23 protein-coding genes and 1 tRNA gene are annotated in these 23317 nt (G+C 60.7%); 11 read left to right on the forward strand and 13 right to left on the reverse strand.

Features of this window, described 5'->3' with window-relative positions:
- Positions 1-9: 9 nt before the first annotated feature.
- A complete protein-coding gene (locus KUF55_RS00105; protein ID WP_168153528.1) occupies positions 10-177 on the forward strand; it encodes a hypothetical protein in 168 nt (55 codons plus the stop codon).
- Positions 174-824: an aminodeoxychorismate/anthranilate synthase component II gene (locus KUF55_RS00110; protein ID WP_132360829.1), complete on the forward strand. Its 651-nt coding sequence runs from the start codon at positions 174-176 to the stop codon at positions 822-824. The genes KUF55_RS00105 and KUF55_RS00110 overlap by 4 nt, the downstream gene beginning before the upstream one ends.
- 84 nt (positions 825-908) lie before the next feature.
- Here the strand turns inward: KUF55_RS00110 and pknB are convergent, their stop codons facing one another.
- From pknB to KUF55_RS00145, 7 genes are read right to left on the reverse strand one after another with little or no spacing between them, the layout of a single operon-like run.
- The gene (pknB, locus tag KUF55_RS00115) at positions 909-2891 is read right to left on the reverse strand and encodes a Stk1 family PASTA domain-containing Ser/Thr kinase (protein WP_218817631.1); all 1983 of its coding nucleotides are present in this window, start codon (positions 2889-2891) and stop codon (positions 909-911) included.
- A gap of 20 nt (positions 2892-2911) precedes the next feature.
- A complete protein-coding gene (locus tag KUF55_RS00120; protein ID WP_132360833.1) occupies positions 2912-4663 on the reverse strand; it encodes a protein kinase in 1752 nt (583 codons plus the stop codon).
- Complete coding sequence (locus KUF55_RS00125) at positions 4660-6105, reverse strand: penicillin-binding protein 2 (protein WP_218817632.1); 1446 nt, start codon at positions 6103-6105, stop codon at positions 4660-4662. Before KUF55_RS00125 ends, KUF55_RS00120 begins: the two co-directional genes overlap by 4 nt.
- Positions 6102-7508, reverse strand: coding sequence for an FtsW/RodA/SpoVE family cell cycle protein (locus tag KUF55_RS00130; RefSeq protein WP_218817633.1), 1407 nt, complete (start codon positions 7506-7508; stop codon positions 6102-6104). The genes KUF55_RS00125 and KUF55_RS00130 overlap by 4 nt, the downstream gene beginning before the upstream one ends.
- The gene (locus KUF55_RS00135) at positions 7505-8917 is read right to left on the reverse strand and encodes a PP2C family serine/threonine-protein phosphatase (RefSeq protein WP_255557191.1); all 1413 of its coding nucleotides are present in this window, start codon (positions 8915-8917) and stop codon (positions 7505-7507) included. Before KUF55_RS00135 ends, KUF55_RS00130 begins: the two co-directional genes overlap by 4 nt.
- 11 nt (positions 8918-8928) lie before the next feature.
- Positions 8929-9411, reverse strand: coding sequence for an FHA domain-containing protein (locus tag KUF55_RS00140; RefSeq protein WP_132360839.1), 483 nt, complete (start codon positions 9409-9411; stop codon positions 8929-8931).
- The gene (locus tag KUF55_RS00145) at positions 9408-10154 is read right to left on the reverse strand and encodes a DUF3662 and FHA domain-containing protein (RefSeq protein ID WP_218817634.1); all 747 of its coding nucleotides are present in this window, start codon (positions 10152-10154) and stop codon (positions 9408-9410) included. The genes KUF55_RS00140 and KUF55_RS00145 overlap by 4 nt, the downstream gene beginning before the upstream one ends.
- Positions 10155-10438: 284 nt before the next feature.
- On the opposite strand from KUF55_RS00145, the gene KUF55_RS00150 reads away from it, so the two are divergent.
- Positions 10439-10522: transfer RNA gene (locus KUF55_RS00150), tRNA-Leu, on the forward strand.
- 230 nt (positions 10523-10752) lie between these two features.
- Here KUF55_RS00150 and aqpZ read toward each other — a convergent pair.
- Positions 10753-11571, reverse strand: coding sequence for an aquaporin Z (gene aqpZ / locus KUF55_RS00155; RefSeq protein ID WP_132360843.1), 819 nt, complete (start codon positions 11569-11571; stop codon positions 10753-10755).
- A 269-nt stretch (positions 11572-11840) separates the two neighbouring features.
- Between aqpZ and KUF55_RS00160 the strand changes: the two genes are divergently transcribed.
- On the forward strand, positions 11841-12599 hold the full coding sequence (locus KUF55_RS00160) for a dienelactone hydrolase family protein (RefSeq protein WP_218817635.1): 759 nt from the start codon (positions 11841-11843) through the stop codon (positions 12597-12599).
- A 1-nt stretch (position 12600) separates the two neighbouring features.
- Complete coding sequence (locus tag KUF55_RS00165) at positions 12601-13032, forward strand: universal stress protein (protein ID WP_132360847.1); 432 nt, start codon at positions 12601-12603, stop codon at positions 13030-13032.
- A gap of 22 nt (positions 13033-13054) precedes the next feature.
- On the opposite strand, the gene KUF55_RS00170 is transcribed toward KUF55_RS00165, so the two are convergent.
- A complete protein-coding gene (locus tag KUF55_RS00170; protein ID WP_132360849.1) occupies positions 13055-13441 on the reverse strand; it encodes a DUF5997 family protein in 387 nt (128 codons plus the stop codon).
- Positions 13442-13470: 29 nt separating this feature from the next.
- Here KUF55_RS00170 and KUF55_RS00175 point away from each other — a divergent pair, with 29 nt between their 5' ends.
- The 6 genes from KUF55_RS00175 (at position 13471) to KUF55_RS00200 (ending at position 18640) form a co-directional block, all read left to right on the forward strand.
- Positions 13471-14223: a substrate-binding domain-containing protein gene (locus KUF55_RS00175; RefSeq protein ID WP_132360851.1), complete on the forward strand. Its 753-nt coding sequence runs from the start codon at positions 13471-13473 to the stop codon at positions 14221-14223.
- Positions 14224-14310: 87 nt separating this feature from the next.
- Entirely contained in the window at positions 14311-15120 is an 810-nt protein-coding gene (locus tag KUF55_RS00180) for an enoyl-CoA hydratase/isomerase family protein (protein WP_218817636.1), read from the forward strand.
- A complete protein-coding gene (locus KUF55_RS00185; protein ID WP_132360855.1) occupies positions 15120-15920 on the forward strand; it encodes a S9 family peptidase in 801 nt (266 codons plus the stop codon). The genes KUF55_RS00180 and KUF55_RS00185 overlap by 1 nt, the downstream gene beginning before the upstream one ends.
- A 77-nt stretch (positions 15921-15997) precedes the next feature.
- Positions 15998-16909 (forward strand): carbohydrate kinase, encoded by a 912-nt coding sequence (locus KUF55_RS00190; RefSeq protein WP_218817637.1) that lies wholly within the window; start codon positions 15998-16000, stop codon positions 16907-16909.
- A gap of 11 nt (positions 16910-16920) precedes the next feature.
- A complete protein-coding gene (locus KUF55_RS00195) occupies positions 16921-17781 on the forward strand; it encodes an HAD family hydrolase (RefSeq protein ID WP_132360859.1) in 861 nt (286 codons plus the stop codon).
- A 37-nt stretch (positions 17782-17818) separates the two neighbouring features.
- Positions 17819-18640, forward strand: a complete 822-nt coding sequence (locus KUF55_RS00200) for a glycerophosphodiester phosphodiesterase (RefSeq protein ID WP_132360861.1) — start codon at positions 17819-17821, stop codon at positions 18638-18640.
- 37 nt (positions 18641-18677) lie between these two features.
- On the opposite strand, the gene KUF55_RS00205 is transcribed toward KUF55_RS00200, so the two are convergent.
- From KUF55_RS00205 to KUF55_RS00220, 4 genes are all read right to left on the reverse strand, one after another.
- Positions 18678-19670, reverse strand: coding sequence for a hypothetical protein (locus KUF55_RS00205; RefSeq protein ID WP_132360863.1), 993 nt, complete (start codon positions 19668-19670; stop codon positions 18678-18680).
- A 58-nt stretch (positions 19671-19728) separates the two neighbouring features.
- A complete protein-coding gene (locus KUF55_RS00210; protein ID WP_132360865.1) occupies positions 19729-20667 on the reverse strand; it encodes a carbohydrate ABC transporter permease in 939 nt (312 codons plus the stop codon).
- The gene (locus KUF55_RS00215) at positions 20667-21800 is read right to left on the reverse strand and encodes a carbohydrate ABC transporter permease (protein ID WP_132360867.1); all 1134 of its coding nucleotides are present in this window, start codon (positions 21798-21800) and stop codon (positions 20667-20669) included. Before KUF55_RS00215 ends, KUF55_RS00210 begins: the two co-directional genes overlap by 1 nt.
- A 174-nt stretch (positions 21801-21974) precedes the next feature.
- Positions 21975-23312, reverse strand: coding sequence for an ABC transporter substrate-binding protein (locus KUF55_RS00220; RefSeq protein ID WP_218817638.1), 1338 nt, complete (start codon positions 23310-23312; stop codon positions 21975-21977).
- Positions 23313-23317: the final 5 nt, after the last annotated feature.

Here is a 23317-nt window from a genome sequence, read left to right on the forward strand (position 1 = left end):
ACACCTCATATGTATTCATGGATCTTCTCGCATCTTCCCGGCCCGCTGTGGGTCCGCATTGTCCTGGCACTGGTGCTGATCGCAGCCGTCATATTATTGCTTATGAACTATGTCTTCCCGTGGCTGAGCCAGTACAGTCCCTGGACCGAATCAACGATTGGCATGATGCTGCTGTGAACGCCCCCAAGATCCTGGTGATCGATAACTACGACAGCTTTGTCTATACCCTGGTGGGATATCTACAGGAGCTGGGTGCCGAAACCACTGTCATCCGCAACGACGATCTCGCACTCTCCGAGGTCATCGAATTGGCTGAAGCTCGTGACGGGGTCTTGGTTTCCCCCGGACCCGGCACACCGGCGGAGGCCGGGGTCAGCATCGAGATGGTCAAATGGTGCGGGTCTCATAACAAGCCCATGTTGGGTGTCTGTCTGGGGCATCAGGCCCTTGCCGAGGCCTATGGCGGAGTAGTCACTCACGCCGAGGAACTCATGCACGGCAAGACCTCACCGGTCTTCCACACCGAGCACCCGATCTTTGCAAATATTCCTAGCCCATTTACCGCAACGCGGTACCATTCGTTGGCCGCTGTGCGGTCTTCCATCCCCGCGATGTTGGAGATTACCGCCGCAACGGAAAATGGTGTCATCATGGGGCTCGCTCACCGTGAGGCCCCGTTGTGGGGTGTGCAGTTCCACCCCGAATCTGTTCTTACCGAAGGTGGTTACCAAATGCTCGGTAACTGGTTGGAATCGATGGGATTGATCGGTGCTGCACAGCAGGCATCCACCCTTAGCCCACTGATCCGCGGCATCGGGGCCTAAGCAAGCGAAACGAAAGAGGGCAGGGCGACGAAAAATCGTCTCCCTGCCCTCTTTTCGTGGCGATGTCCCAGCATGCTTGGGTTACTAGTCGGCCTTCGGATTCTTCGAGGCCTTCGCAGGTTTGCTTGGTTTGGCCTTCGTGCTCGGCTCCGGCGTGGAAGAAGTGTTGCTGGATGCCGGCGGAGTAGTGGGTGTCTCCGCAGGGGTCTCCGCTGGCGTCTCGCTGGGTGTTGGCGTAGGAGTGGGCGTCGGCTCGGCCGGCTTCACCGCCACCGTGACGGTGACGGTTCCGCCCTGGTCAGTGGTTGTCCCACTTTCCGGACTCTGGTTGATGATGGTGCCGGGTTTAGCGGCGCTGTCTTCTTCCTCTACCTTGGTGATCTGCAACTTGATCTCGGGGTCATCAAGCTTGCTCTTTGCTTCGTCCATCGTGAGATTGATCAGCTGAGGTACCGTCACCTCTCCCGTCGAGAGGATCAAGTCAATCGTGGTTCCGACCTTGACCTGCTTGCCGATCTCCGGGGTGGTTCCCACCAACCAGTCGGTGGGAATGTCGGGGTCATTCACCCGAGATACCGAACCGATGGAAAACCCCATATCCGCGAGGATTTGGCGGGCTCCGGCCTCGGACTGACCAGCCAGTGTCTTGGGGAGCTTGAGCGCCTCTGGACCCTTAGAAACCATCAACCGCACTGTGCTGCCCTTACGGACTTCTACGGCGGTCATTGGATCGCTTGCCACCACCAGCCCACTGGCGACATCCTCGTCGAAGACGTTTTCAACCTTGGGCACCAGTTGCAGTGTTTTTAGGGTTGATTCGGCCTTGGCCTGAGTCATTTCGGTGAGTGTTGGTACGGCAACGGGAGCATTTCTTTCGGCTTCCGCACGCATCCAGTTGTAGAAGAACAATCCAGAGACCAACATCGCGAAAACCAAGATGACGGAAATAGCGATGGTCCAGGAGCGCTTGGACTTTGCCCGACGCTCATCGAGTTCACGCTTCAGGCTTTGTTCCCACATCGGCGGTTGGGCCCAATGCTGGTTCTGCTCGCCGACGGGCTCAAGATTTCCGGTGTGCTGAACATCCCCAGAATTCGATCCAGGGGATGAAGCCAAGGAAACCAGCGCCGGAGTAGCCATGGTGGCAAGATCCTGAGCAGCCGCAGATTGGTCAGCGGCATGCGGTAGCGAAGCCGTGAGCTCCTCGGGTGACAGTGCGATGCCTTGACAGGCGTTAATGAGGGCGACACCAAACGCCTGCGCGTCATCGTAGCGGTCCTCACGGTCCTTGGCTAAGGCCTTGAGGACCACGGCATCAAAGATGGGATCCAGCTCTGGAACCAACGCACTGGGTTCCGGTGCCTTCTCCCCAACATGCTGGTAGGCAACAGAGACGGGGGAATCGCCGGTGAACGGCGGGCGACCGGTGAACAGTTCATACAGCAGGCAACCGGTGGAGTACAGGTCGGTGCGAGCATCAACGCTCTCCCCACGGGCCTGTTCGGGTGAGAGGTATTGGGCGGTGCCCACCACGGTCTGGGTTTGGGTCATGGTGCTGGATGAGTCGGCCAGGGCCCGGGCGATGCCGAAGTCCATGACCTTTAGAGCACCGCGCTCGGTGACCATGATGTTCGCGGGCTTGATATCGCGGTGAACAATACCCATGGAATGTGAGTGGGCAAGTGCCTCGAGCACCCCAAGGACGTACTCGACGGCCAGATCCCTGGTCATTTCCCCGGCCTTGATGATGTCGCGCAGGGTTCGGCCGCGAACGTATTCCATCACAATGAAGGGCAAGTTAACCGTGGATCCGGAAAATTCGTGGGCTTCCTCGCCGGTATCAAAGACCGAAACGATGTTCGGGTGATTTAGTCCCGCAACGGCCTTGGCCTCTCGCCGGAAGCGCGCCTGGACCATGGGATCACGCGCCATTTCGGCACGCAGCAATTTGATGGCAACCTTGCGCCCCAGCACCTGGTCTACGCCCAGGTGCACGTCGGCCATCCCGCCACGTCCGATGAGTTCCCCCACCGTGTAGCGCCCGTTCAGTATCCGTTCCTCACTCACTGTGAAACCACCGATGTCACCTAGTTATTTACCGGCGGCTGGCCGGTGGACTTGGCAGCACCGGAGCTCGGCGATGGTGGAGGCGTTGTCGCAGTAGTCGCCGTGGTCTCGGTGCTTGGAGTCGAGGAGGTTTCCGCCGGGGTTTCGGACGGAGACGGAGTTGTTGGCGTGGGCGTTGGCGTCGATGTTGGCTCCGGGGGGCCCAGCGACAGGATGTAGGTGATCGTGGTGCCCTCTTCGACCTTGACACCGACGCGCGGGCTCTGGCCAATGACGGTACCGCGAGCCAGGTCGCTTTCCTGTGCCTCGCCCTCGTTAGGTTTCAGGCCCAGCTCCTCCAACGCCGCCGCGGCCTGTTCGCCATCCATGCTGAAGAGGTTGGGAACCGATACCGTGGTCGCAACCGGCGCGCTGGAAGTGGGACTGGACCTCGTTGGAGTGGGTGTTGGCGTCGGTGTCTCCGAAGGGGTCTCCGAGGAAGCCTCCGTGGTTGGCGCCGATGACTCGGGGCCGGAGGAGGTAACTACCGGGCTCTGGGAGGTTTCAGGGGTATTAGAGCTGGTGAGGATGGGCAGCAGCCAGGCACCTAGGAGCGCTAGGACAACCAAGATGATCAGCGCGATTAAGGGCGTGGTCCAAGGACTGCGGCGCTTGCGCTCTGGTGCGGGTTCTTCTGCGTATACAGGTTCGTAGTCACCGGCTGGTTCGTCTTCCCAATGCTGGGAGGCACCCATGACGGAATCGAAGTTGCCGCTCTCCGCGCCGCTCTGGGCTCCTGAAACCGGAACCTGAGGCAGTGCGTTGGTGGTGGGAGCCGGCGCGGACGAATCGACCGGCGGAAGAGCAACGGTTTGATTACCCAGCGTCATGGGGGTCTGGCTCATGGCCTGGGTGGAGGCATCCGAGCCGGAGAAGAGGAGCATTCCGGGGACAGCAAGCGTAGCCGTCTCGGGATTACCCGCACGAATGGCATCGGCTGCCACGGCCAAGGCATCGGCGTTGGCCGGCCGATCGGCGGGATCCTTGGCCAGCATCGACATCACCAAGGAGCGCACCGGCAGCGGAATGTTTTCCGGCAGCGGGGGTGGGGTGTCATTGACCTGGGCCAGGGCAATTGCGATCTGTGACTCGCCGGTGAACGGACGACGCCCGGCGAGCAGCTCGTAGCCGATCACGCCGAGGGCATAGATGTCGGAGGAACCGGTGGCCTGCTGGCCAGTAGCCTGCTCGGGAGCCAAGTACTGGGCGGTGCCCATGACCTGACCAGTTGCCGTCAGCGGGACCTGGTCGGCGATGCGGGCAATACCGAAGTCGGTGATCTTTACCCGTCCGTCGGGCAACATCAACAAGTTACCCGGCTTCACGTCGCGGTGTACCAGTCCCTGAACGTGGGCGGCGGCAAGAGCCTTGGCGGTCTGCGAGATGATCGAGAGGGTGCGGTCCGGAGAAAGCACGCGTTCACGTTCGATGACGGTAGAAAGCGGCGGGCCGGGTACCAGTTCCATGACCAGGTACGCCGAGCTCTCTTCTTCACCGTAATCAAAGACGCTGGCAATCCCGTTGTGGTTCAACAGCGCGGTGTGCCTAGCCTCAACGCGGAAGCGCTGGAGGAATCCGGGGTCGCCGGTGTATTCCTCCTTCAGGATCTTGATCGCCACCAAGCGACCAAGGACCTGGTCCCTGGCCTTCCACACCTCGCCCATGCCCCCGATAGCAATACGTTCGGTCAACTTGTACCGACCGCCCAAGGTGATTCCCGAAATTGGCCTCACTGGTTGAACACCGCCTCTAGAATTTTCTTCATATTGGGACTGGTCAACGAGGAACCAGTTGTGAAATCAATCTTTTCAAAAACAATCGTCACGGCCACTTGCGGGTCATCCGCCGGAGCGAACCCAGTGATCCAGGAGTTCACCAGATCGGAGTCGCCAATTTGTGAAGTACCGGTCTTAGCTGCGATATCCAGCCCAGGAACCTGTGCTCGCACCGCGGTACCGCTCTTAACCGGGCCACGCATCAGATCGGTGACCTTGTCCGCGACGTCCTTCGTGGTGGCGGTGCTGAACGCCTTGGGTTTGCTTTCCGAAAGCACCCGAAGATCGGGGGCGATCACCTGCTTGATCAAGTTCGGCTCCATAATGACCCCGTCATTGGCGATACCCATGGCAGCCATGTTCATCTGCATGGCGGTGGTTTTTACGTCGAACTGGCCGATGACTGACTGTCCGAGCTGTGCTGCGTTCAGTTCACTCGGGAAAACGCTGGGGACAACGCTCATCGGAATCTCGACCTGCTGTCCGAAGCCGAAGCGTTCGGTGACGTCTTGGTAGGTTTCGGCCCCAAGGTCTTGGCTCATCTTCACAAACGGGGTGTTGCAACTCTGCGCCACGATGAACGCCAAGGTTGCCTTCGTTTGAGCTGCGCAATTGCCGCCGTAGAAGTTCCCTAGCTGCGTATTGGTGCCTGGGAGCGTTACCTTTGCCGGGTTGTCAAGCATGGTGTCCGCCGTGTATTTGCCAGATTCAAGGGCGGCAACCATGTCAAAAATCTTGAATGTTGAGCCCGGCGCCGTGAGATTGCCGATCGCAGGATTCCGGTAGGGGCTCAAACCATCAACCTTGAGCAGCTTGGACATATTGTCAGCAGCCTTGGACGAGCTGTGGACGGCCAACAGGTTGGTGTCATAGCTTGGCTTTGATGCCATGGCCAAGATGTTGCCGGTCTTCGGCTCGGAAACGATGATCGTTCCGCGGGTGCCGTCGGGAATCAGACCATAAACGTACTTTTGCAGGTCCCCATCGATGGTCAACTCAACGGAAGCGCCCTCATTGGCCTTGCCGGTAAAGAGGTTGATCATCCGGTCGAAGAACAGATCCTGACTGTTGCCGGTCAAAACATCGTTCATCTTAGATTCAAGCTGCGTTGACGAGTTGCTCAACGAGTAGAAGCCGGTCAGGTGTGAGTAGAGTTCCGGATCCGTGTAAACGCGCTGGTAGTCGAATTGGCCATCGGAGGGGACAGACTCGGCGATGGGCTTGCCGTCAACCAGGATGGCCCCGCGAGGGAGATCAAATTCCTTAAACAGCTGCCGGTTGTTAAGGGCATTTTCACTGAGATCTTTGGCTGCGAAGAACTGAACGTAGCTCAGCGACCCGAGGCTCAACACGAACAGCAGCATCACCGCGATCCAGGTGTTACGGATGGCTTGATTCATCGCTGTGACTCCTTTCGCTTGCCAAACAAGCCGCCGCTGCGCGGGGCCCTGGTGGCGACCTCGGCGGTGGCCGAGACACCGGAAAGGATCGGTCTGCGGGAATTATGAGAAATCAAGAGCAGCAAGGCAACAATGATCCAGTTCGATAGCAACGATGAACCGCCGGCAGCCATGAAGGGTGTGGTGAGGCCGGTCAACGGGATCAACCGGGTGACACCGCCAATCACCACAAAGCACTGCAGGCCGACGGTGAAAGACAATCCGGTGGCCAAGAGCTTGCCGAAGGTGTCCCGGGATCCCAGGGCTGCACGCATACCGCGGCTGACCAGAATGAGATAACACAGGACGATGGCACTGAGGCCAATGAGTCCCAGCTCCTCGCCCAAAGACGCGACGATCATGTCACTGTTGGCCAGCGGCACCATATAGGGGCTGCCATTACCCAGCCCGGTGCCCAGCAATCCGCCGTTAGCGAGCCCGAAAAGCCCCTCAACGATCTGACTACTGCCGCCTTGTGCATGGAATATCTCGGGATCAAAGGCGTTCAGCCAGCCGTTGATGCGTCGGGTCACGTGACTCATGGTCAGGTAGGCAAAGGTTCCGCCGCCTGCCAGCATGAGCACGCCGATGACGATCCAGCTCACGCGCGCTGTGGCAACGTAAATCATCACCATGAAGAGGCCGAAGAACAGGATCGACGAACCAAGGTCACGTTGGATCACCAGAACACCGATGCTGACCAGCCAAGCGACAACCATGGGGCCGAGATCTCGGGCTCGAGGCAGCTGCAGGGGGCCAAACTTTCGGCCGGCAAGCAGGATCAGCTCGCGGTTTGAGGAAAGATAGCCGGCAAAGAATATTGCCAGGGTGATCTTCGCCAATTCGCCGGGCTGGAAGGACAGGACCGAACCCACGCGGACCCAGATCCGAGCACCATTGATGATGACGCCTAAGCCTGGGATCAGTGGAAGCAGCAGCAACAGGACCGAAGCGGCCAAGGCGATATAAGTGAAGCGACGCAGTACGCGATGATCGCGGATGGCCCACAAAACGATCATGGCAATCACCATTGCGACGCCCGTCCACAGGATCTGGCGGAAGGCGGCGTCGGTCGTGCGCGCCAGGTCGATTCGGTGGATCATGGCTAGACCAATGCCGTTAAGGGCAACAGTCACCGGAAGTATTACCGGATCGGCATACTTGGCCCAGATCCGCAGAATCACGTGGAAAACAAGGGACAGAGCGGCCAAGATGAGGCCTTGGCTGATGAACTCCTGACTCATGCCACCATCGCTGTTGATGCCCACCAAATAGTAGGCAGCCATGGCAACGGCCAGGGCGAGCAGCAAAAGCAGCAGCTCCATATTTCGCCTGGAGACGGGCGTGGTTTCCAACTCGCTCACGGGGTGATCTCCTGGCAGTAAGGGGGCAGTACCGGCACGTTGCCCGCCGCTTGCGGATTCTCTGGAACGATGACCGGGCAACGTTGCTTGGCCGTGACCAGCAACTCGTTGACCATGGTTTGTGCGTGGGCCAGATCCGGTGCGGGGATAGCCGTCTTAATGCGCTGCTGGGTGTACACCGGCAGAGCATCCAGCGGGATATCCGTCACCGAATCCACGTGCGAGAGCTTGATCGGGCCAAGATCTTGGGCCACACCACGGAAGATCGCGACGTGACCGTCTTGGTTGCCAACGAAGTATTGGGTTTGGGTCCACAAGTAGCCCCAGCCACACACCACTGCCAAAATCAGCGTCATCAGAGCCAGGAAGGTCGGTACCAGCCAGCGCCGCTGTCGGAACGTGGCCGTTGCGGCCGCGTTGTTGCCCGCCGCAGACTGCTCATCGGGGGTCTTGTGGGTAAGGATGGCCGCAGCACGCTTTTCCCCCGACCGCTGGGTGACGATCGGCAGATTGCCGGTCTTGGTCGCCAGCTCGGCAGAACCCACCAACAAATGGGGGCGCTTGGACATTTCGTGGCGGATCAGCGCTGCGCTGGCCTCGAGGTCTCCGCCGACGGCGATGGTCAGCTGTCCGGTATCGGGAGCTGGCTCCGCAAATCCATCGGCTTGGGTCTCTGGTTCTAGGACGTTTTCGGGGCTGTCCTCAACGATTTCAAAGACCACTATGGTCACGTTGTCGGGGGAGCCGTGGGCCAGCGTGGTTTCCACGAGGTCCTCAACGGTTTCCTCGAGGGATGCGGTGCCGCGCATGATGCGTTCGGTGATTGAGTCGGGAACAACGGCATTCAAGCCGTCGGAGCACAACATCCACCGCTCACCGACCTGGACGGGATACTTCGCGACGTCCAACTCGGGACTGGCATCTGAATCACCGAGCACACGGAGCAAGACGTTCTTGTGCGGATGTATTTCGGCTTCCTCGGGCCGTAAACGGCCCTCGTCAACAAGCCGTTGGACAAAGGTATGGTCGTGGCTGATCTGCTCAAAAACGCCGTTTTTCAGACGGTATGCGCGTGAATCTCCGATGTGTGCAAATTGCAGGACGTCGCCGGTGAGCAGCATGGCAGTCACGGTGGTTCCCATGCCCGAGAGTTTCGGGTTAGCGTTCACCAATTCGTTCAAAACCAGATTTGCTGCCTGAATTTCATCGGGCAGCACGGTTTCGGGATCGGGAGTTTCGGGCAGATCGAGATGAACCAAGTCCAGTACCGTCGAGGCGCTGGCGACATCGCCACCGACGTGGCCACCCATACCATCGGCCACGACAGCCAGATAGCGGCCCACATAGCCGGAGTCGTCGTTTTTGGAACGCACCTTGCCAACATCGCTGCGCGCCGCAAATTTCAGCATCAAGGCCATATCTAGGGCCTCAGCTCCATGACGGTTTTGCCGATGCGGATTTTCTGACCTAGTTCAACGGGCTGGGCGCGGGTGAGCTGGGCATCACCGAGGAAAGTGCCGTTGGTGGAGCCGAGATCCTCAATGAACCAGCGGGTGCCCTGAGGGAATAGCCGCGCGTGGCGACCCGAGGAATAATCATCTTCGAGCACAATCGTGGCTTCTTGGGCGCGTCCGAGTAATACCGGGCTTGCCGTGAGCGGGTGCTCAAGACCCGTGAGTGGACCCTCGGTGATCACCAGAGTTTTGGCCTGCTGCTTGGCAGGAACCTCCGGAGGTGGTGCGAGTGAAGGGTTCTTACGGATTTCTCTCGCCGTTGGGGCACCAACACGTGCCTTGCCGCCAATGGCAAGGTCACGACGCAGTGCGCCGATGATGCTCAAAACCAAGAGCCAGAGAAGAATGAGGAATCCGAGCCGCAGCACGGTGAACACTAAGTCGTTCACGCACGGTCTCCTTGGGTTGGGGGGAGGAGTCGGAAAGTGATTCGCGACTGCCCCATGCTAATGGTGGAACCGTCGTTCAACTGGGTCTCACCGACAATTTTTCGACCATTAACGAAGCTACCGTTGGTAGAGCCCATATCCACGGCCCAAGTAGTTGTGCCGCGCTGTTCGATCTTCAGGTGGCGACGGGAAACTCCCGGATCATCGATGGGAATGTCGGCCTCTGCCGATCGACCCAAGACAATGCTTGCATGGTTCAGTGCATACCGCTGCCCGGCGATATCCAGCACCGGCTGGCGCTTGGGCGCCTCCCGAGGTGGTGTGGGAGGTGCTGCCGGAGCCGCGGGCGATGGTCGAACCGAAGCGGGAGGGGCATCGGAGATCATTGAGTCAATCTCAAAATCACCCGAACGCAGAGAGCTGTCCTTGCGGAAACTGACTTCAACCGCGCCCTGAAGGGTGTAACCCTGGCTTTTGGCATGATTCAGGGCTGTGGAGCACAGCTCCTGAGCAAGCGGTGAGCCCCATTCACGGGCACGAGCAAAATCATCGTCCGAAAGACGAATAACGAAGTTGTTGGGCGCCAGAGTGCGGGACTGCGAAATGGTCATGGACTTCGCGTCCATCTGATTGCGCAGGCGTGAGGCGATTTCAACGGGCTTGACTTCGGAGTTGCCGGAGCCACGGAAGACGCTGGTGACAAGCTTTTCAAGTCCGCGCTCGACATTGTCAATGATGCCCATCGCTTCGCTCCCTTCCTGGTACTGACACGTGTTCGCACACGGTCGCTGGTCTTACGGCGCACGGCATGGATGCCAGTGCGCCTTGTTCGATACTACTTGGCTTGAAAATCCCTTGGGGCGAAATGTGGTGAAAGAGGCCCCGAGATCTGCAACGAGTGGGGGGCTCAAAAGGTTGCCCCATCATGACCCTGATCACAAACACGGGGCCGATTAGTGGTTCGGGGCAAATCATGTATATGATTGTTATCGCTGTTGAAGTCATTGACGAAAATAGCGGTAAATATGCGCGAATGGCGGAATTGGTAGACGCGCTGGCTTCAGGTGCCAGTGCTCGCAAGAGCGTGGGGGTTCAAGTCCCCCTTCGCGCACATATGAAAAACACCCTCCGGTCTTAGACCGGAGGGTGTTTTGTTGTGCCGGCGGGATCGTGGTCTGGATCAGGATGGCGCGGTGCTCGGCGGTGAACACCTACGAGAGGCTCACCGCCGAGCCGAGTCAGAAAGCCAACTCACACCCCTGCGCTGGCACCACCATGGCCTTGGGTGCGTTCCTGAACCCCCGGGGGGATCGCCGGCGTGGGCGTGGTTGTTGCCGGAGCTTAGGCGCGGTCGGTTCCGGCCTTCGCCTCCGTTGCGGTGGCGTCCTCCGTCAAGGTTGTGGTCGACTGATCATCCGCGGACTTCAAAGCGGATTCGATCAACGGCGAAGCGAACAGCAATGGGTAGGTTAGTCCCGCAATCGCCGCGCCAACCAAGGGTGCGAGGATAAACAGCCAGACCTGATTCAGGGCCGCCGGACCGGCAAACCAAGCAACGCCCAGTGAGCGAGCCGGGTTAACCGAGGTGTTGGTGATGGGGATGGAAATCAGGTGGATCAGGGTTAAGGTCAGTCCGATGGAAATTCCAGCAAAACCCTTGGGCGCCCGATCATCGGTGGAACCCAGAATGACGTAGAGGAAGATGGCCGTGAGAATAATTTCCGCGAGCAGCGCGGAGAGCATGCTGTAGCCATCCGGGGATCGGTCGGCGTAACCGTTGGATGCGAAGCCCGAGGTGACCGGATCAAATCCGTGCTTGCCGCTAGCGATGGCGAAGAGGGCCAAGCCGGCAACCGAGGCGCCGACGATCTGCGTGATCATGTAGGCGGGGACGGCCTTCCATTCAATGCGTCCCGCCAGCGCAGCCCCCAATGTCACCGCCGGGTTGAAGTGCCCACCGGAAACGTGGCCGACGGCATAAACCATGACCAGGACCGTGAGGCCGAACGCGAGCGCAACACCGAGGAATCCGATCCCCATGTTGATCGTGTTGGATGCGACGACCTTGGCCGAGAATATGGCCGCGCCACAGCCTCCGAAGACGAGTACGCCGGTGCCGAGAAACTCGGCCGCCAAGCGCGATGACATGGGATGGGACATGTGGCTCCAATTCTAGAATCTGCAAGGTGATGACTCTTACAAGGTATTACCCGCGAGCGTGGATGTCTTTAGTAAGCGCGGAAATTCATCCCGTGAAAGGAGAAATTAATGGTGATTTCATGCGTCCGGTTTGTGATTGAGCGGTACCGATGTGAGGAAACTACCGGCGATTCATGGCGGGTCGCCCCGTACCCGTGCATAGACTGGAAGTTGTTCAAGCTTTTCCTTCGGTACCCCACCATGCATGCAGAGCAGGAGCAATAGGATCTATGGCCGCCCAGACACCGCACCAAAATGTTTCCTTCCCCTCCGAAGGTAATGATGCCCATGGATACCTTTCATTGCCAAAGGGTGGCCACGGACCAGGCGTCATTGTCATTCAGGAGTGGTGGGGGCTCACCGACCACATCCGTGACGTGGCTGACCGTCTGGCGGGGGAGGGGTTCGTAGCCCTAGCGCCAGACCTGTTCGGTGGCTCGGTGGCTCATGACGGCGACGAAGCTGCGGAGATGATGTCGAATCTGCCCGAGGCCGTCGGCGCGAAACTGCTGGCGGGTGCCGTGGACTATCTGTTAAGTTTGCCCGCCGTCACCAGTGCCACCGTGGGAACCATCGGTTTCTGCATGGGCGGAGGATTTGTCCTGGCCCTGGCGGCCCAGCAGGGAGAAAAGATTTCTGCGGCAGTGCCCTTCTACGGCGTCGGTCAGGGCATTCCGTCAAGCTATGCGGGCCTTCGGGCCACCGTCCAGGGGCATTATGCCAATCGTGATACCTCGTATCCCGTGGAGCAGGCGCAGGCGCAAGAGATCCAGATTCGCGAAGAATCTGGGCGCGAGGTTGAGTTTTTCTACTATGATGCTCCGCACGCCTTCCACAACGATGGAAACCCGTCGGGAAATTACCGGCCCGAGGCCGCAGCTCTAGCCTGGGGGCGAGCCGTGGATTTCCTGCGGAAGAACGTCACCCCAACAGTTTTACCCACTCAAACCCGGTCACCGTCGGTGGCCACAGCACAAGGAGCGTCATAACATGGCAGAAACCATCATCGTCGGCGTTGACGGCAGCGAAACCGCACAGCGTGCAGCAGAACGTGCAGCACGTATCGCCGCCAACATGAATGCAGAATTGGTCGTCGTGACGGCCCACACCTCGGATAACACCGAAGTTGTGAAGATCGGTACCGACACCTGGATTCTGGACGACGCCGAGCAGGCCGGCAAGGTTGCCGAACAGTGTGCAGCCGGATTGCGCATCGCAGAGCCAAACGCCAAGATCACCGCATCGGCCGCCCACGGCAAGCCACAGGAAGTGCTGGTCTCCGAGGCCGAGCGCCTGTCGGCCACGCTGATCGTGGTTGGCAACGTCGGCATGAAGGGCCTGGGCCGCGTGCTCGGCTCGGTGGCTACCTCGGTGGCCCACGCAGCATCCTGCGATGTTTACATCGTCAAGACCGTGAAGTAACTACTCCACGGCCCTTCCGTGATTAGCTGCGGTCGCCCTTGGCGGCCGCAGCGTCACGTGCACGCTTTTCTTCGGCACGCACGGCCGCCAGCGAGGCACGCTCCTCCTGGAGCCACTGCGGACGGTCAGCCAGCAAGGCATCGATCTGCTCGGTGGTTAATGCCTCGGTGATTTCGGCACGCGCCAAACCCGCGATCGACACATTCAACTTGTGCGCCACAACCGGACGCGGGTGCGGGCCATTGGCGCGCAGATCCGTCAGCCACTGCGGTGGATTTGCCACTAGTTCATCAAACGTTGCCCGAGAAACCTGGCCCTCCTGGAACTCGGCCGGGGACGCGGGCAAATAGATGCTCAATTTCTTTGCGGCAGTCGCCGGCTTCATGTTCTGTGGGGTTTTCTCGCTCATGTGCATAAGCGTACCGGTACGCTGGGGTAGTGACAGGACTAAAAATCGCCTATGTACCGGGCGTCACGCCCGGCAAATGGCTGACCCGGTGGAACGAACGCTATCCACAAAACCCGCTGCAGGCCCTGCGCTACGACGGCGAGGGGATTCTCCAGCGCCTTGGCACAGGGGATTCAGACCTCGTTTTTGTTCGTTTTGCGACAGGCACCTCGCCCAAGACCCCATCGATCCATGTGATCCCGCTATACGACGAAACTCAGGTCGTGTGCGGGGCCAAGGACAGTGACATCGAACTCTATGATGAGCCGCTGCCCTACTCCACGATCGAGTCAGAAAACTTCCTGGACCTAGCCGACTACCCCGAATCTGTGGGCGGTACGGCCATGGCCATGGAGGTTTGCTCCTCGGGCGCCGCACTACTGGTGCTGCCGCTCAGCGTCGCTCGGCTGCATAGCCGCAAGGATGTGGTGCACAAGGAACTCTCCGAGGTCCCCTCCACCAGCATCGGCATCGCCTGGTTGGCGCCGGAGGGTGATGACCCCACCAACCCCGTTTTCGAGGAATTCATTGGTGTGGTGCGCGGCCGAGGGGAAAATTCCTCACGGCAGGCATCCGTGGCTCAACGCCAACAGGAGCAGGCAGTGGAGGCGCGCAAAAAGCGTCAAATCTCCCAATCCGAAGCGGCCAAGAATCTGAAGAAGGCCGAAGCTAAGAAAAAAGCCGGTGCCCGCGGCGGCACTCGGCGCGGCGCGAAGCCAGGAGCCAAGGGCCGCAAACGCTAAAGTGTGAGCGGCTCGCGCGCCATGGCCAGGTGCTCAGCCCGAACGTGAGACGCTGGTGGTGAGAGACCAATCACACAAGGAGTGCACATGGAGTTCGGAACCTACGAGACATTGCTAGTCGAGCAGCGGGGCTCCGCGCTACTGGTGAGCATCAACCAGCCGGCCTCGATGAATGCCTTGGCCGCCGCTGTGGTTGAGGACCTTCATGTACTCACCGGGGTGCTTTCTCGCATCGGAGTCGACGCACACTGGCCGGTGCGCGGGGTCATCATCACCGGCGTGGGGGAAAAGTCGTTTGTAGCGGGTGCCAACATCGTGGAAATGAACGACATGGACCCCGCAGCCGCGCTGGCCTACGGCAAACGCATGCACTCGGTCACCCTAGCGCTCGAATCACTGCCCATCCCGGTGATTGCCGCAGTTAACGGCTTCGCCCTGGGTGGCGGCTGCGAGCTGGCTCTGGCGTGCGATTTCATTTACGCCTCCGCCACCGCCAGCTTTGGGCAGCCCGAGGTCAACCTCGGGCTGGTCCCGGGCTTTGGTGGCTCGGTGCGCCTGCAGCAACGCGTGGGCATCTCCATGGCTCGTGAACTCATCTTCACCGGCCGACGCATCAAGTCGGCCGAGGCACTGCGCATCGGCTTGGTGAACCGCGTCCTAGAGGACAACGCGGCGCTGCTCACCGCCGCTGAGGAAACCATCAACGAAATCGCTTCCAAGGCACCAACGGCAGTGGCCAACGTCAAGGATGCCCTCAATGAGATCGCCGGGCTGAACGTGGTGGACGGGCTGGAGGCCGAGGCGCGTTCCTTCGTGAAGGCGTTCGAAACTCAGGACTCCGTCATCGGACGCGCGGCATTTGTGGCCAAGTCCGTTCCGGATTTCCCGGGGAACTAATGTCCGCTTCGGTGCCGCTGCGACGCTTCGCCTATGGCCCGGACGCCAGTCAATATGCCGAATTGTGCGTGCCCGAGACTCGGGTGCATCAGCACATTGCCATCGTCATTCATGGTGGTTTCTGGCGCTCGGCCTACGACGCCGAGTTGGGCCGCCCGCTGGCCGCGGATCTGGCCGAGCGCGGCATCGTGTCGTGGAACCTGGAATATCGCCGCAACGGCAATGGCGGGGGATACCCACAAACCTTCCTTGACGTGGCGGCAGGCATTGATGCATTAACCCCGGCACTTGTTGCAGCGGGTTTGTCCCCGGGCCCGCGCGTGGCCATCGGGCATTCGGCCGGCGGCCATCTTGCGCTGTGGGCGGCTGGCCGATCGCTGCTGCCCGCCGGTGCCCCCGGAGCCAGTACCGCACAGACCGAACGGCTTGACGGGGTCATCTCACAGGCTGGGGTCTTGGACTTGGCGCTGGCTCACCGGCTGGAGCTGAGCGCCGATGCCGCGGGTGAGTTTATGGGATCGACTCCAGAGTCGGACCCGAGCGCCTGGGCCATCGCCGATCCGGCACTGCGGCTCGCCACGGGTATTCCGTTGGTGATGTTGCATGGACGCAATGACGCCGATGTGCCGGTATCCGTGGCCAGATCGGTGGCCGCCGCCGCCCGGTTGGCCGGGGTGAAGGTGGATTATCGCGAATTCGACGGGGACCATTACGGGCTCATCACCCCGGGGGATGCGGCGTGGGAAGAATGTGTTGCCGCCCTGCTGGGACTTGGGACGGCGAATCCTCTGCGCGACTAGCCTCACAAACTGGGGGTCCTTTGGCTACCGACCGGTATATTGAAGTCGACAACCCCAAGAAACATGAGGAGCCCGATGTGCTGACGGTCATAGGCGAGGCCCTGGTCGATGTACTGTCCGGAGGGATCAGCGCTCCGCGCTCCTTCGTCGGCGGTAGCCCGTTAAACGTCGCCGTTGGACTGGCCAAGCTGGACCACCCGGTGACGCTGATCGGACGCTGGGGCCGTGATGACTACGGAGCCATGATCGAGCACGCCCTGACCACCCACGACGTGCGCTACGTGGGCGGTCCGGATGAGCTGGCAACCTCCACGGCCAGAGGCATCCTGGACCCGGTGGGTGCCGCCACCTACACCTTTGACATCCACTGGGATTTGCCCGAGCTGCCCGCTGATACCTCGGCGTTGGCAGATGCCCGACTGGTACACACCGGGTCGCTTGCCACGTTGCTGGAACCCGGTGCTCACAAGGTGCGCAAACTCATCGAGGCTGCCCGTCCGCACGCCACCATTTCCTATGACCCCAACATCCGGCCCTCACTGATCACCGATCACGCAGCAGCCGTCGTGAATGTCGAAAGCTTCGTGAGACTATCCGACGTGGTGCGCGCCTCGGATTCCGATCTGGAATGGCTCTACCCGCACCGCAGTGCCGCCGACACCGCCACTGCATGGCTGGACATGGGCCCGGCGATGGTTGTTGCCACCTACGGCTCCGGCGGTCCACTGGGGCTGGTCAAGGCCGGCAGCGCGCGAACCAACGCTCCGGTGGTTGACGTTGCCGACACTGTGGGCGCGGGAGATTCCTTTATGGCCGCGATGATCTCTGCGATGGAGGTCCGCGGGCTGCTGGGCAGCGAGCAGCGCGAGAAGCTGCACGCACTGAACCCCGCCACGCTCACCGAGATCCTTGACTATGCTGCGAAGGCCGCAGCCATCACCGTCTCGCGCCCCGGGGCCAATCCACCGACGCGCAGCGAAATTCACTGAAGTCCTCGAGCATGCGAGTAGCTCCGGAGGTGCGGTTGGTGGCCAGCGACCTGGACGGCACCATCATCCGTGCCGACGGGAGTATCTCCGCGCGCACCATCGAGGCCTTCAATCGCGCCCGAGCCGCGGGAATACACATCGTTTTTGTCACCGGACGGCCGGTGCGCTGGTTGGATCCGGTGCGTGACGCCTTCGGTCAGCTGGGCACGGTGATCTGCTCCAACGGTGCGGTGCTTTACGACCTCGAGGCCCAACGCCTGCTCAGTGCCAAGACCATCGCGCCAGCGGACCTGGTGCTGGCGCAACAGATCATCTTGGAGGCCGAACCCGGTGCCACCTTCGCCGCCGAAACCACTCGCGGCCTGCACCTAGGTGCAGGATTCGCCGAACACCCCCAGCCGGTGGGCACCGAACCGGGCACATTGCTTGAGCTTGGTTCGGCCCAACTGCAGAACGAGGGCGTGGTGAAATTCCTGGCGAAGTCCCGCACCCGCAGTGCCGATGACTTCTTGGATACGGTGGGTGATTCGTTGCGTCATCTGGTGTCGGTCACTCATTCAGCGTTTGGGATTTCGCTGCTGGAAATGGCCCATGTTGCCGTGGACAAATCGGTCGCGCTGCGCGACTACGCGGCAGGGTTGGGCATCGGACCGGCAGAAGTCATCGCCTTCGGCGACATGCCCAACGACCTAGAAATGCTGTCCTGGGCCGGGCACGGTTATGCCATGGCATCCGGACACTTAGCGGCCATCGCCGCCGCCAGCTATCGTGCCCCCGGCGTTGAACAGGATGGGGTCGCCAGGATACTGGAGCAGCTTCTTGACGGGGACGCGTCGCAGCCGTGGGAGAGCCCGGGACCGGACGAACGCTGAGTAGGATCGGCAACACCAACGTTGGTGAAAGGATCACATGAATTGCCCACGCGTAGGAAATCCACCGTTTTTGCTCAATACCCCGCATCGGCCCTTGGCCGGATTCCCCCTCGCATTTTCGCACCGCGGATTCGCACCCGCCGGTGAAGAAAACACCGTGAAGGCCTTCACCGCTGCCACCGAGCTGGGCTTCGGTTACCTAGAAACCGACGTTCACGCCACCCGCGACGGTGTCCTGGTGGCCTTCCATGATGAGGACCTTGTGCGGCTCACCGGAGATCCACGTCGCGTGCGGGACTGCACCGCCGCCGAACTCGCCGAGCTCAGGGTGGCGGGGGAACCGATTCCCACCTTTGACGAGCTTTTGGAAAGGTTCCCTAGCACCCGCTTTAACGTTGATATCAAGGCGGGCCCCGCGGCCGAGCTCATGGCCGAGACTCTGGTGCGTCATCGTGCTGCGGATCGAGTCCTGCTGGCCTCCTTTAACGGCAGTCGTCGGCGCATGGTCTCTCGGCTGCTCGCTGCCGGCCAGCGGAACCAGCAGCTGGCCACCAGCCCCGGAATCATCGGTGTGGGCGCGGCAGTTCTCATTGGGGCCGTGGCACCGTTGCCGCGAGCCGTTTACGGATCCTTTGCGGCCCTCCAGGTCCCCGAGACCCACGGAAAGCTTCGTGTGGTCACTCCCCGCTTCATCCAACGCGCCCACGAAGCCTCACTACAGGTCCACGTGTGGGTCGTTAATGATGCGCCGGCGATGCACCGCCTCTTGGACATGGGTGTTGACGGCATCATGACTGATGCGGCCCCGACCCTGGCGGCGGTCATGAGCGAGCGAGGTCATTGGCCACAAACAGCCTGACTCGCTGAGCCCCGCCATCAAGTGCTTACCAGCTCCGTTATGCGGTGGCGTGGGCCAATGAAGCCAGAGGCTCTAGGACCATGGGAGCCCAACGCCGTAGTGCGGCCTCATCGGCGTTGGCCAGTAACTGAAGCCAGGTCTCATGGGTGTGCAGCGGGGAGATCCGTAGGGCCGGGGCCACCAGCGAATAGAGCTCGTCGGGAGTGCCATAATCAGCCCAAGCGCCCAAATACGTACCGATCGCGGCCATGATGCGTGGATCCTCCGGACCGCAGCGGAAATCGATACGCATCCGCTCGATGGGCCGTGCCAGGGAGGCAAAGGGATGAGCCCAGTGCGCGTCCCCAAGATTCAGGATCCGCGGTACCGAGTCCTCCTCGGTGGGGGCAAAGACCCGACGCCGATCAAAGGAGCCGTGTTCCAAACTCAGCGGGATGGGACCCGCGATCAGCTGCTCGCAGGCCTCCTCGATGTCCTTGAGGGCAGAAAAAGCATGGTCAGCATCGCGAGCGGGAATGCCCAGCGGATGATCGGAGGGCAACGAGGCATGCAAGGTGAGCGCGTTGTTAAATTCTTCGGGGATCCATGCCGGATCAAGAATCTGTAGACCGGCATCAAAGAGCACCTCCTCCGAATCGACAACCTCACGCTGCAAGGAACCCAGGGCACCCAGCGCGCGTTCCCATAAGAGCGGGGTGGTGGCCAGCTCGTCAAGGGTCGAACCATAGTCTGGAGACAACATCCAGCCGCGCAGCGGGTCGATCGCCAGCGGCATGACCAGTCGCTCGGGGAAAAGCGTGGCGGCGGCAGCCGTCAGTGGGGGCTCAAAAAACTGTCCCGGCGCGACGGCCTTAAAGTGAAGTTTTCCAGCGTCCGTGGGCACCCGCAGGTGCTTGGCTCGAATGGAATTCGACGCATTTTCCGGTTCGCCGGTGCGCGAAAGTGAATATGCCTCGCACGCCATATCTATCCATTCGAGCACCTCGGCACGCCAGCCGTCTTCCGTCCAAGTTTTTATCCACTTCGCCACGCCCACTATCCTAGCCAGTGAATCGTGGGCTTTCCTGTACGTGTGAATAACAGTTCAACTACCCCTTAGCGGAACCCGCCATGAGTCCACGGACAAAGTAGCGCTGCAGGGCGAAGAACACTGCCAGTGGCACGATCATCGCGACGAAGGCGCCGGCTGTCAGCAGGTGCCAATCCTGCCCACGACTACCGGTGATCTCGGCCAATAGCTTGGTGATCGGGGCGACGGCGCCGTCGGCGAAAATCAGCGCGACCAAAAGGTCATTCCACACCCAGAGGAACTGGAAGATGGAAAACGCGGCAATGGCCGGTGCCGTGAGCGGAAGTACGATGCGGAAGAAGATCTGGCCGTGGCTTGCCCCATCCACGCGGGCCGCCTCGATGATCTCATTGGGGATTTCGGCGATGAAGTTGTGCAAAAGGAAGATGGCCAGGGGAAGGGCAAAGATGGTGTGCGCGATCCACACCTGGGCGTATCCGGCCGAACCAAAGGCGCCAATGATGGGGAAACCAAAAATTTCCCCCACGGCAAATAGCCGCAGCAGCGGCACCAGCGCCATCTGGATGGGGACAATCTGCAGGGCGAAGACCAGGATGAAGACCAAATCCTTGCCGGGGAAACGCATCCAGGCGAAGGCATAGGCGGCAAGCGTTGCCAAGACCAGCGGGATTAATGTTGCCGGCAGCGTGATGGCGATGGAGTTGATGAAGGATCCGGCCATGGTCAGCTGTGAATTGCCCGCTTGCAGTACCGCCGAGTAGTTATCGGTGGTGAGACCCGGATGGGCAAAGATCGTCCACCAACCGGTGGTACGCACCTCCTGGGCGGGGCGGAAGGATGAAACCAAGAGCCCGATGGTGGGGACGGTCCACAGGGTAGCGATCACCAGCGCGGCGAGTGTCGCCCAGCGATTGGTCAATCGGGTCTTGGCCAGCGAGGCCACGGGACGTGGCTTTCCGGCGGGGGACTTGGGCTCGGTGGTGGTGAGGGTGGACATCAGCGCAGCTCCCTTTGCATCTTGATCTGCCTAGCGTTGTAGATGACGATCGGCATCACCATGATGAAGAGAATGACGGCGAAGGCGGCCGATCTGCCGCCCTCAAAGTTTCGGAACTGGGTATACATTTCGTTGGCGATCACCGAGGTGTCATTTGCCCCGGCGGTCATGGTCCGCACGATGTCAAAGACCTTCAGTGAGGCGATCGAGATGGTGGTCAACACGACCACCAATGAGGAACGAATCCCGGGCAGCGTGACGTTGGCGAAGCGCTGCCAGGCGCTTGCGCCGTCCAGTTCCGCGGCCTCCAACTGCTCGATCGGCACCCCCTTGATGGCGGCGGAGAGGATCACCATGGCAAAGCCTGTTTGGACCCAGATCAACACCGCGATCAGCGCCACGGTGTTCAGCGGAGATTCCTGCAGGAACTGCACCGGTTCCCCGCCGGCCCAGACAATGACCTGGTTGAGCAAGCCAATCTGCTGCCCGTCGGCCGGGCGTGCGGTGTAGATGAAGCGCCAAATGATCGAGGCGCCAACAAAGGAGATCGCCATGGGCATGAAGACCAGGATCTTGAAGAACTTTTCTCCGCGGGACTTGTCGATGAATACCGCGTAGGCCAGCCCGGCAATCGTGGATACCGCGGGGGCAATGAGTACCCAGAGCACGGTATTGAGCACCGTACGAATCCCCGATGGCTGGGTGAAGATCCAGATGAAGTTCTCCATGCCCACAAATTCGGTGCCGCGGGAATTCATGAAGGAGGCGATGGTGGTCTGGATGGTGGGAATGACGAGTCCAACCACCAACAAGAGCAACGCGGGGGAGAGGAAACCCACCAGTGCGAAAAGATATCCTGCCCCTTGCCGCGAACGGTAGTCCAACCAGAAGAGCAGTAAACCCAGTAAACCGGCACCGGCAATGGCCCAGGTGTAGGAATCAAGCAATGCGACCATCACAAGGGGGATCGCGACGCAGGCCACCGCGCGGATGATCGTGTATTTTCGCCCGCGCCGCGGAGCGAGTTCGATCAGGAAGAGCAGCATGGCCGCGGCCACGAGAAAGGCCCCGATGACCACGGGGACCTGTGCCAGTGGCGGCAGCGTGCTGAGCCATTTCAGGAAGAATGTCATGATGCGTCGGTAGCCTGCCTTTGAGCGAGCGCCCGCGCCGCAAACTGGTCACTGGCCGGTGAACCGGGGCAGGAAACGCGGCGAGGAAAGTGGGCGAAGGTGTCTATACGGGAGGGGGATGGTTCTGGGGCCGGGAGGCGTTATGGCCTCCCGGCCCCAGCTGAAGTGGTGGCGCTACTTGGAGGGCCAGCCGGCCTCAACGGCCTTCAAAACGGTCTCCGAATCGGTTCCGTTGATCCAGTCGACCATGCCCTTCCAGAAGGAACCCGAGCCCACGGAACCCGGCATCAGATCCGAGGCGTCGAAGCGGAAGGTGGTGGCGGGATCCTGCAGGATCTTCACCGCTTCCTCCAGCAACGGATCAGAAGCATTGGCCGGGTCAAGGCCCTTGTTGGCCGAGAGTACACCGCCAAGTTTCACGCGGGAGTTGGCCCACTCGGGGCTGGAAAGGTATTCCTGTACCTTGATCACCGAGGGGTCATCGCTGAAGGCTCCGACGATTTCGCCACCGCCGGTCACCGAATTGCCCGCACCGTCCATCGACGGGGTAACAAAGCCCCAGACATCTGCGTCGGGGCCGACCTTACCGCCGGCATCGGTGATGAATCCGCTGAAGAAGGACGCCTGGTGGTGAAGCGAGCAGTCGCCGGAAACCAAGACGTCGGCCACATCGCCGAAGGCGGTGGCGTTGATGGATGCCACATCGCCGTAACCGGCGTTGACATACTTGGGGTTCTTGAGGATCTTGCCGACCTCATCAAGAGCCGACTTGATCTTCGGATCGGTGAACTTCACCTCGTTGGCGACCCACTGGTCGTAGACCTCGGGCCCGGCCTGGCGTAGTACCAAGTCCTCCACCCAGTCCGTCCCCGGCCAGCCAGTTGCATCGCCGGAGCCGAAGCCCGCGCACCAAGGAGCCTTGCCCTTGTCCTTTTCCATTTGCTCGGTCAGGTCAAGCAACCCCTGCCACGTGGTGGGGACCTCGTAGCTCTTTTCTTTGAATTCGGCCGGCGAATACCAGACCCAGCCCTTCACGCTGGCCATCAGCGGGGCGCCGTAAAGGGTGCCGTCGACGGTTCCGTATTTGGCCCAGTCCTCGGACCAGCCCGATGCCACATTCGCTTTCACACCTTCCGGCGCTGCCTTCAGGAAGCCGCGCGTGGCGAGATCGCCCAGCAGGCCAGGCTGAGGGAAGATGGCCAGATCCGGGGCATTGCCGCCCTGAGCGCGGACGGCAATCTGGGTCTCAAATTCCTTGGACGATTCGTACTTGATCTTAATGTCGTTTTCCTCGGACCAGTCTGCCCAAGACTTCTCCAACAACTTGGCTTCCGCATCGGCGATGGTGCCGTAGACGGTCACCTCCGCCTTGCCTGTAGCGGCGCCCGAACCGGTGCTTGCGGCACTGGTCTCCGGTGCTCCGGGACCTCCGCCGCAACCGGTCAGTACCAGGGCGGCAACGCCCAGTGATGCCAAGGAGGCATAAACCTTCCCCCGCTGTGTCTTCCTCATCGTTC

The organism is Paeniglutamicibacter sp. Y32M11 (assembly GCF_019285735.1).
Lineage (GTDB): Bacteria > Actinomycetota > Actinomycetes > Actinomycetales > Micrococcaceae > Paeniglutamicibacter.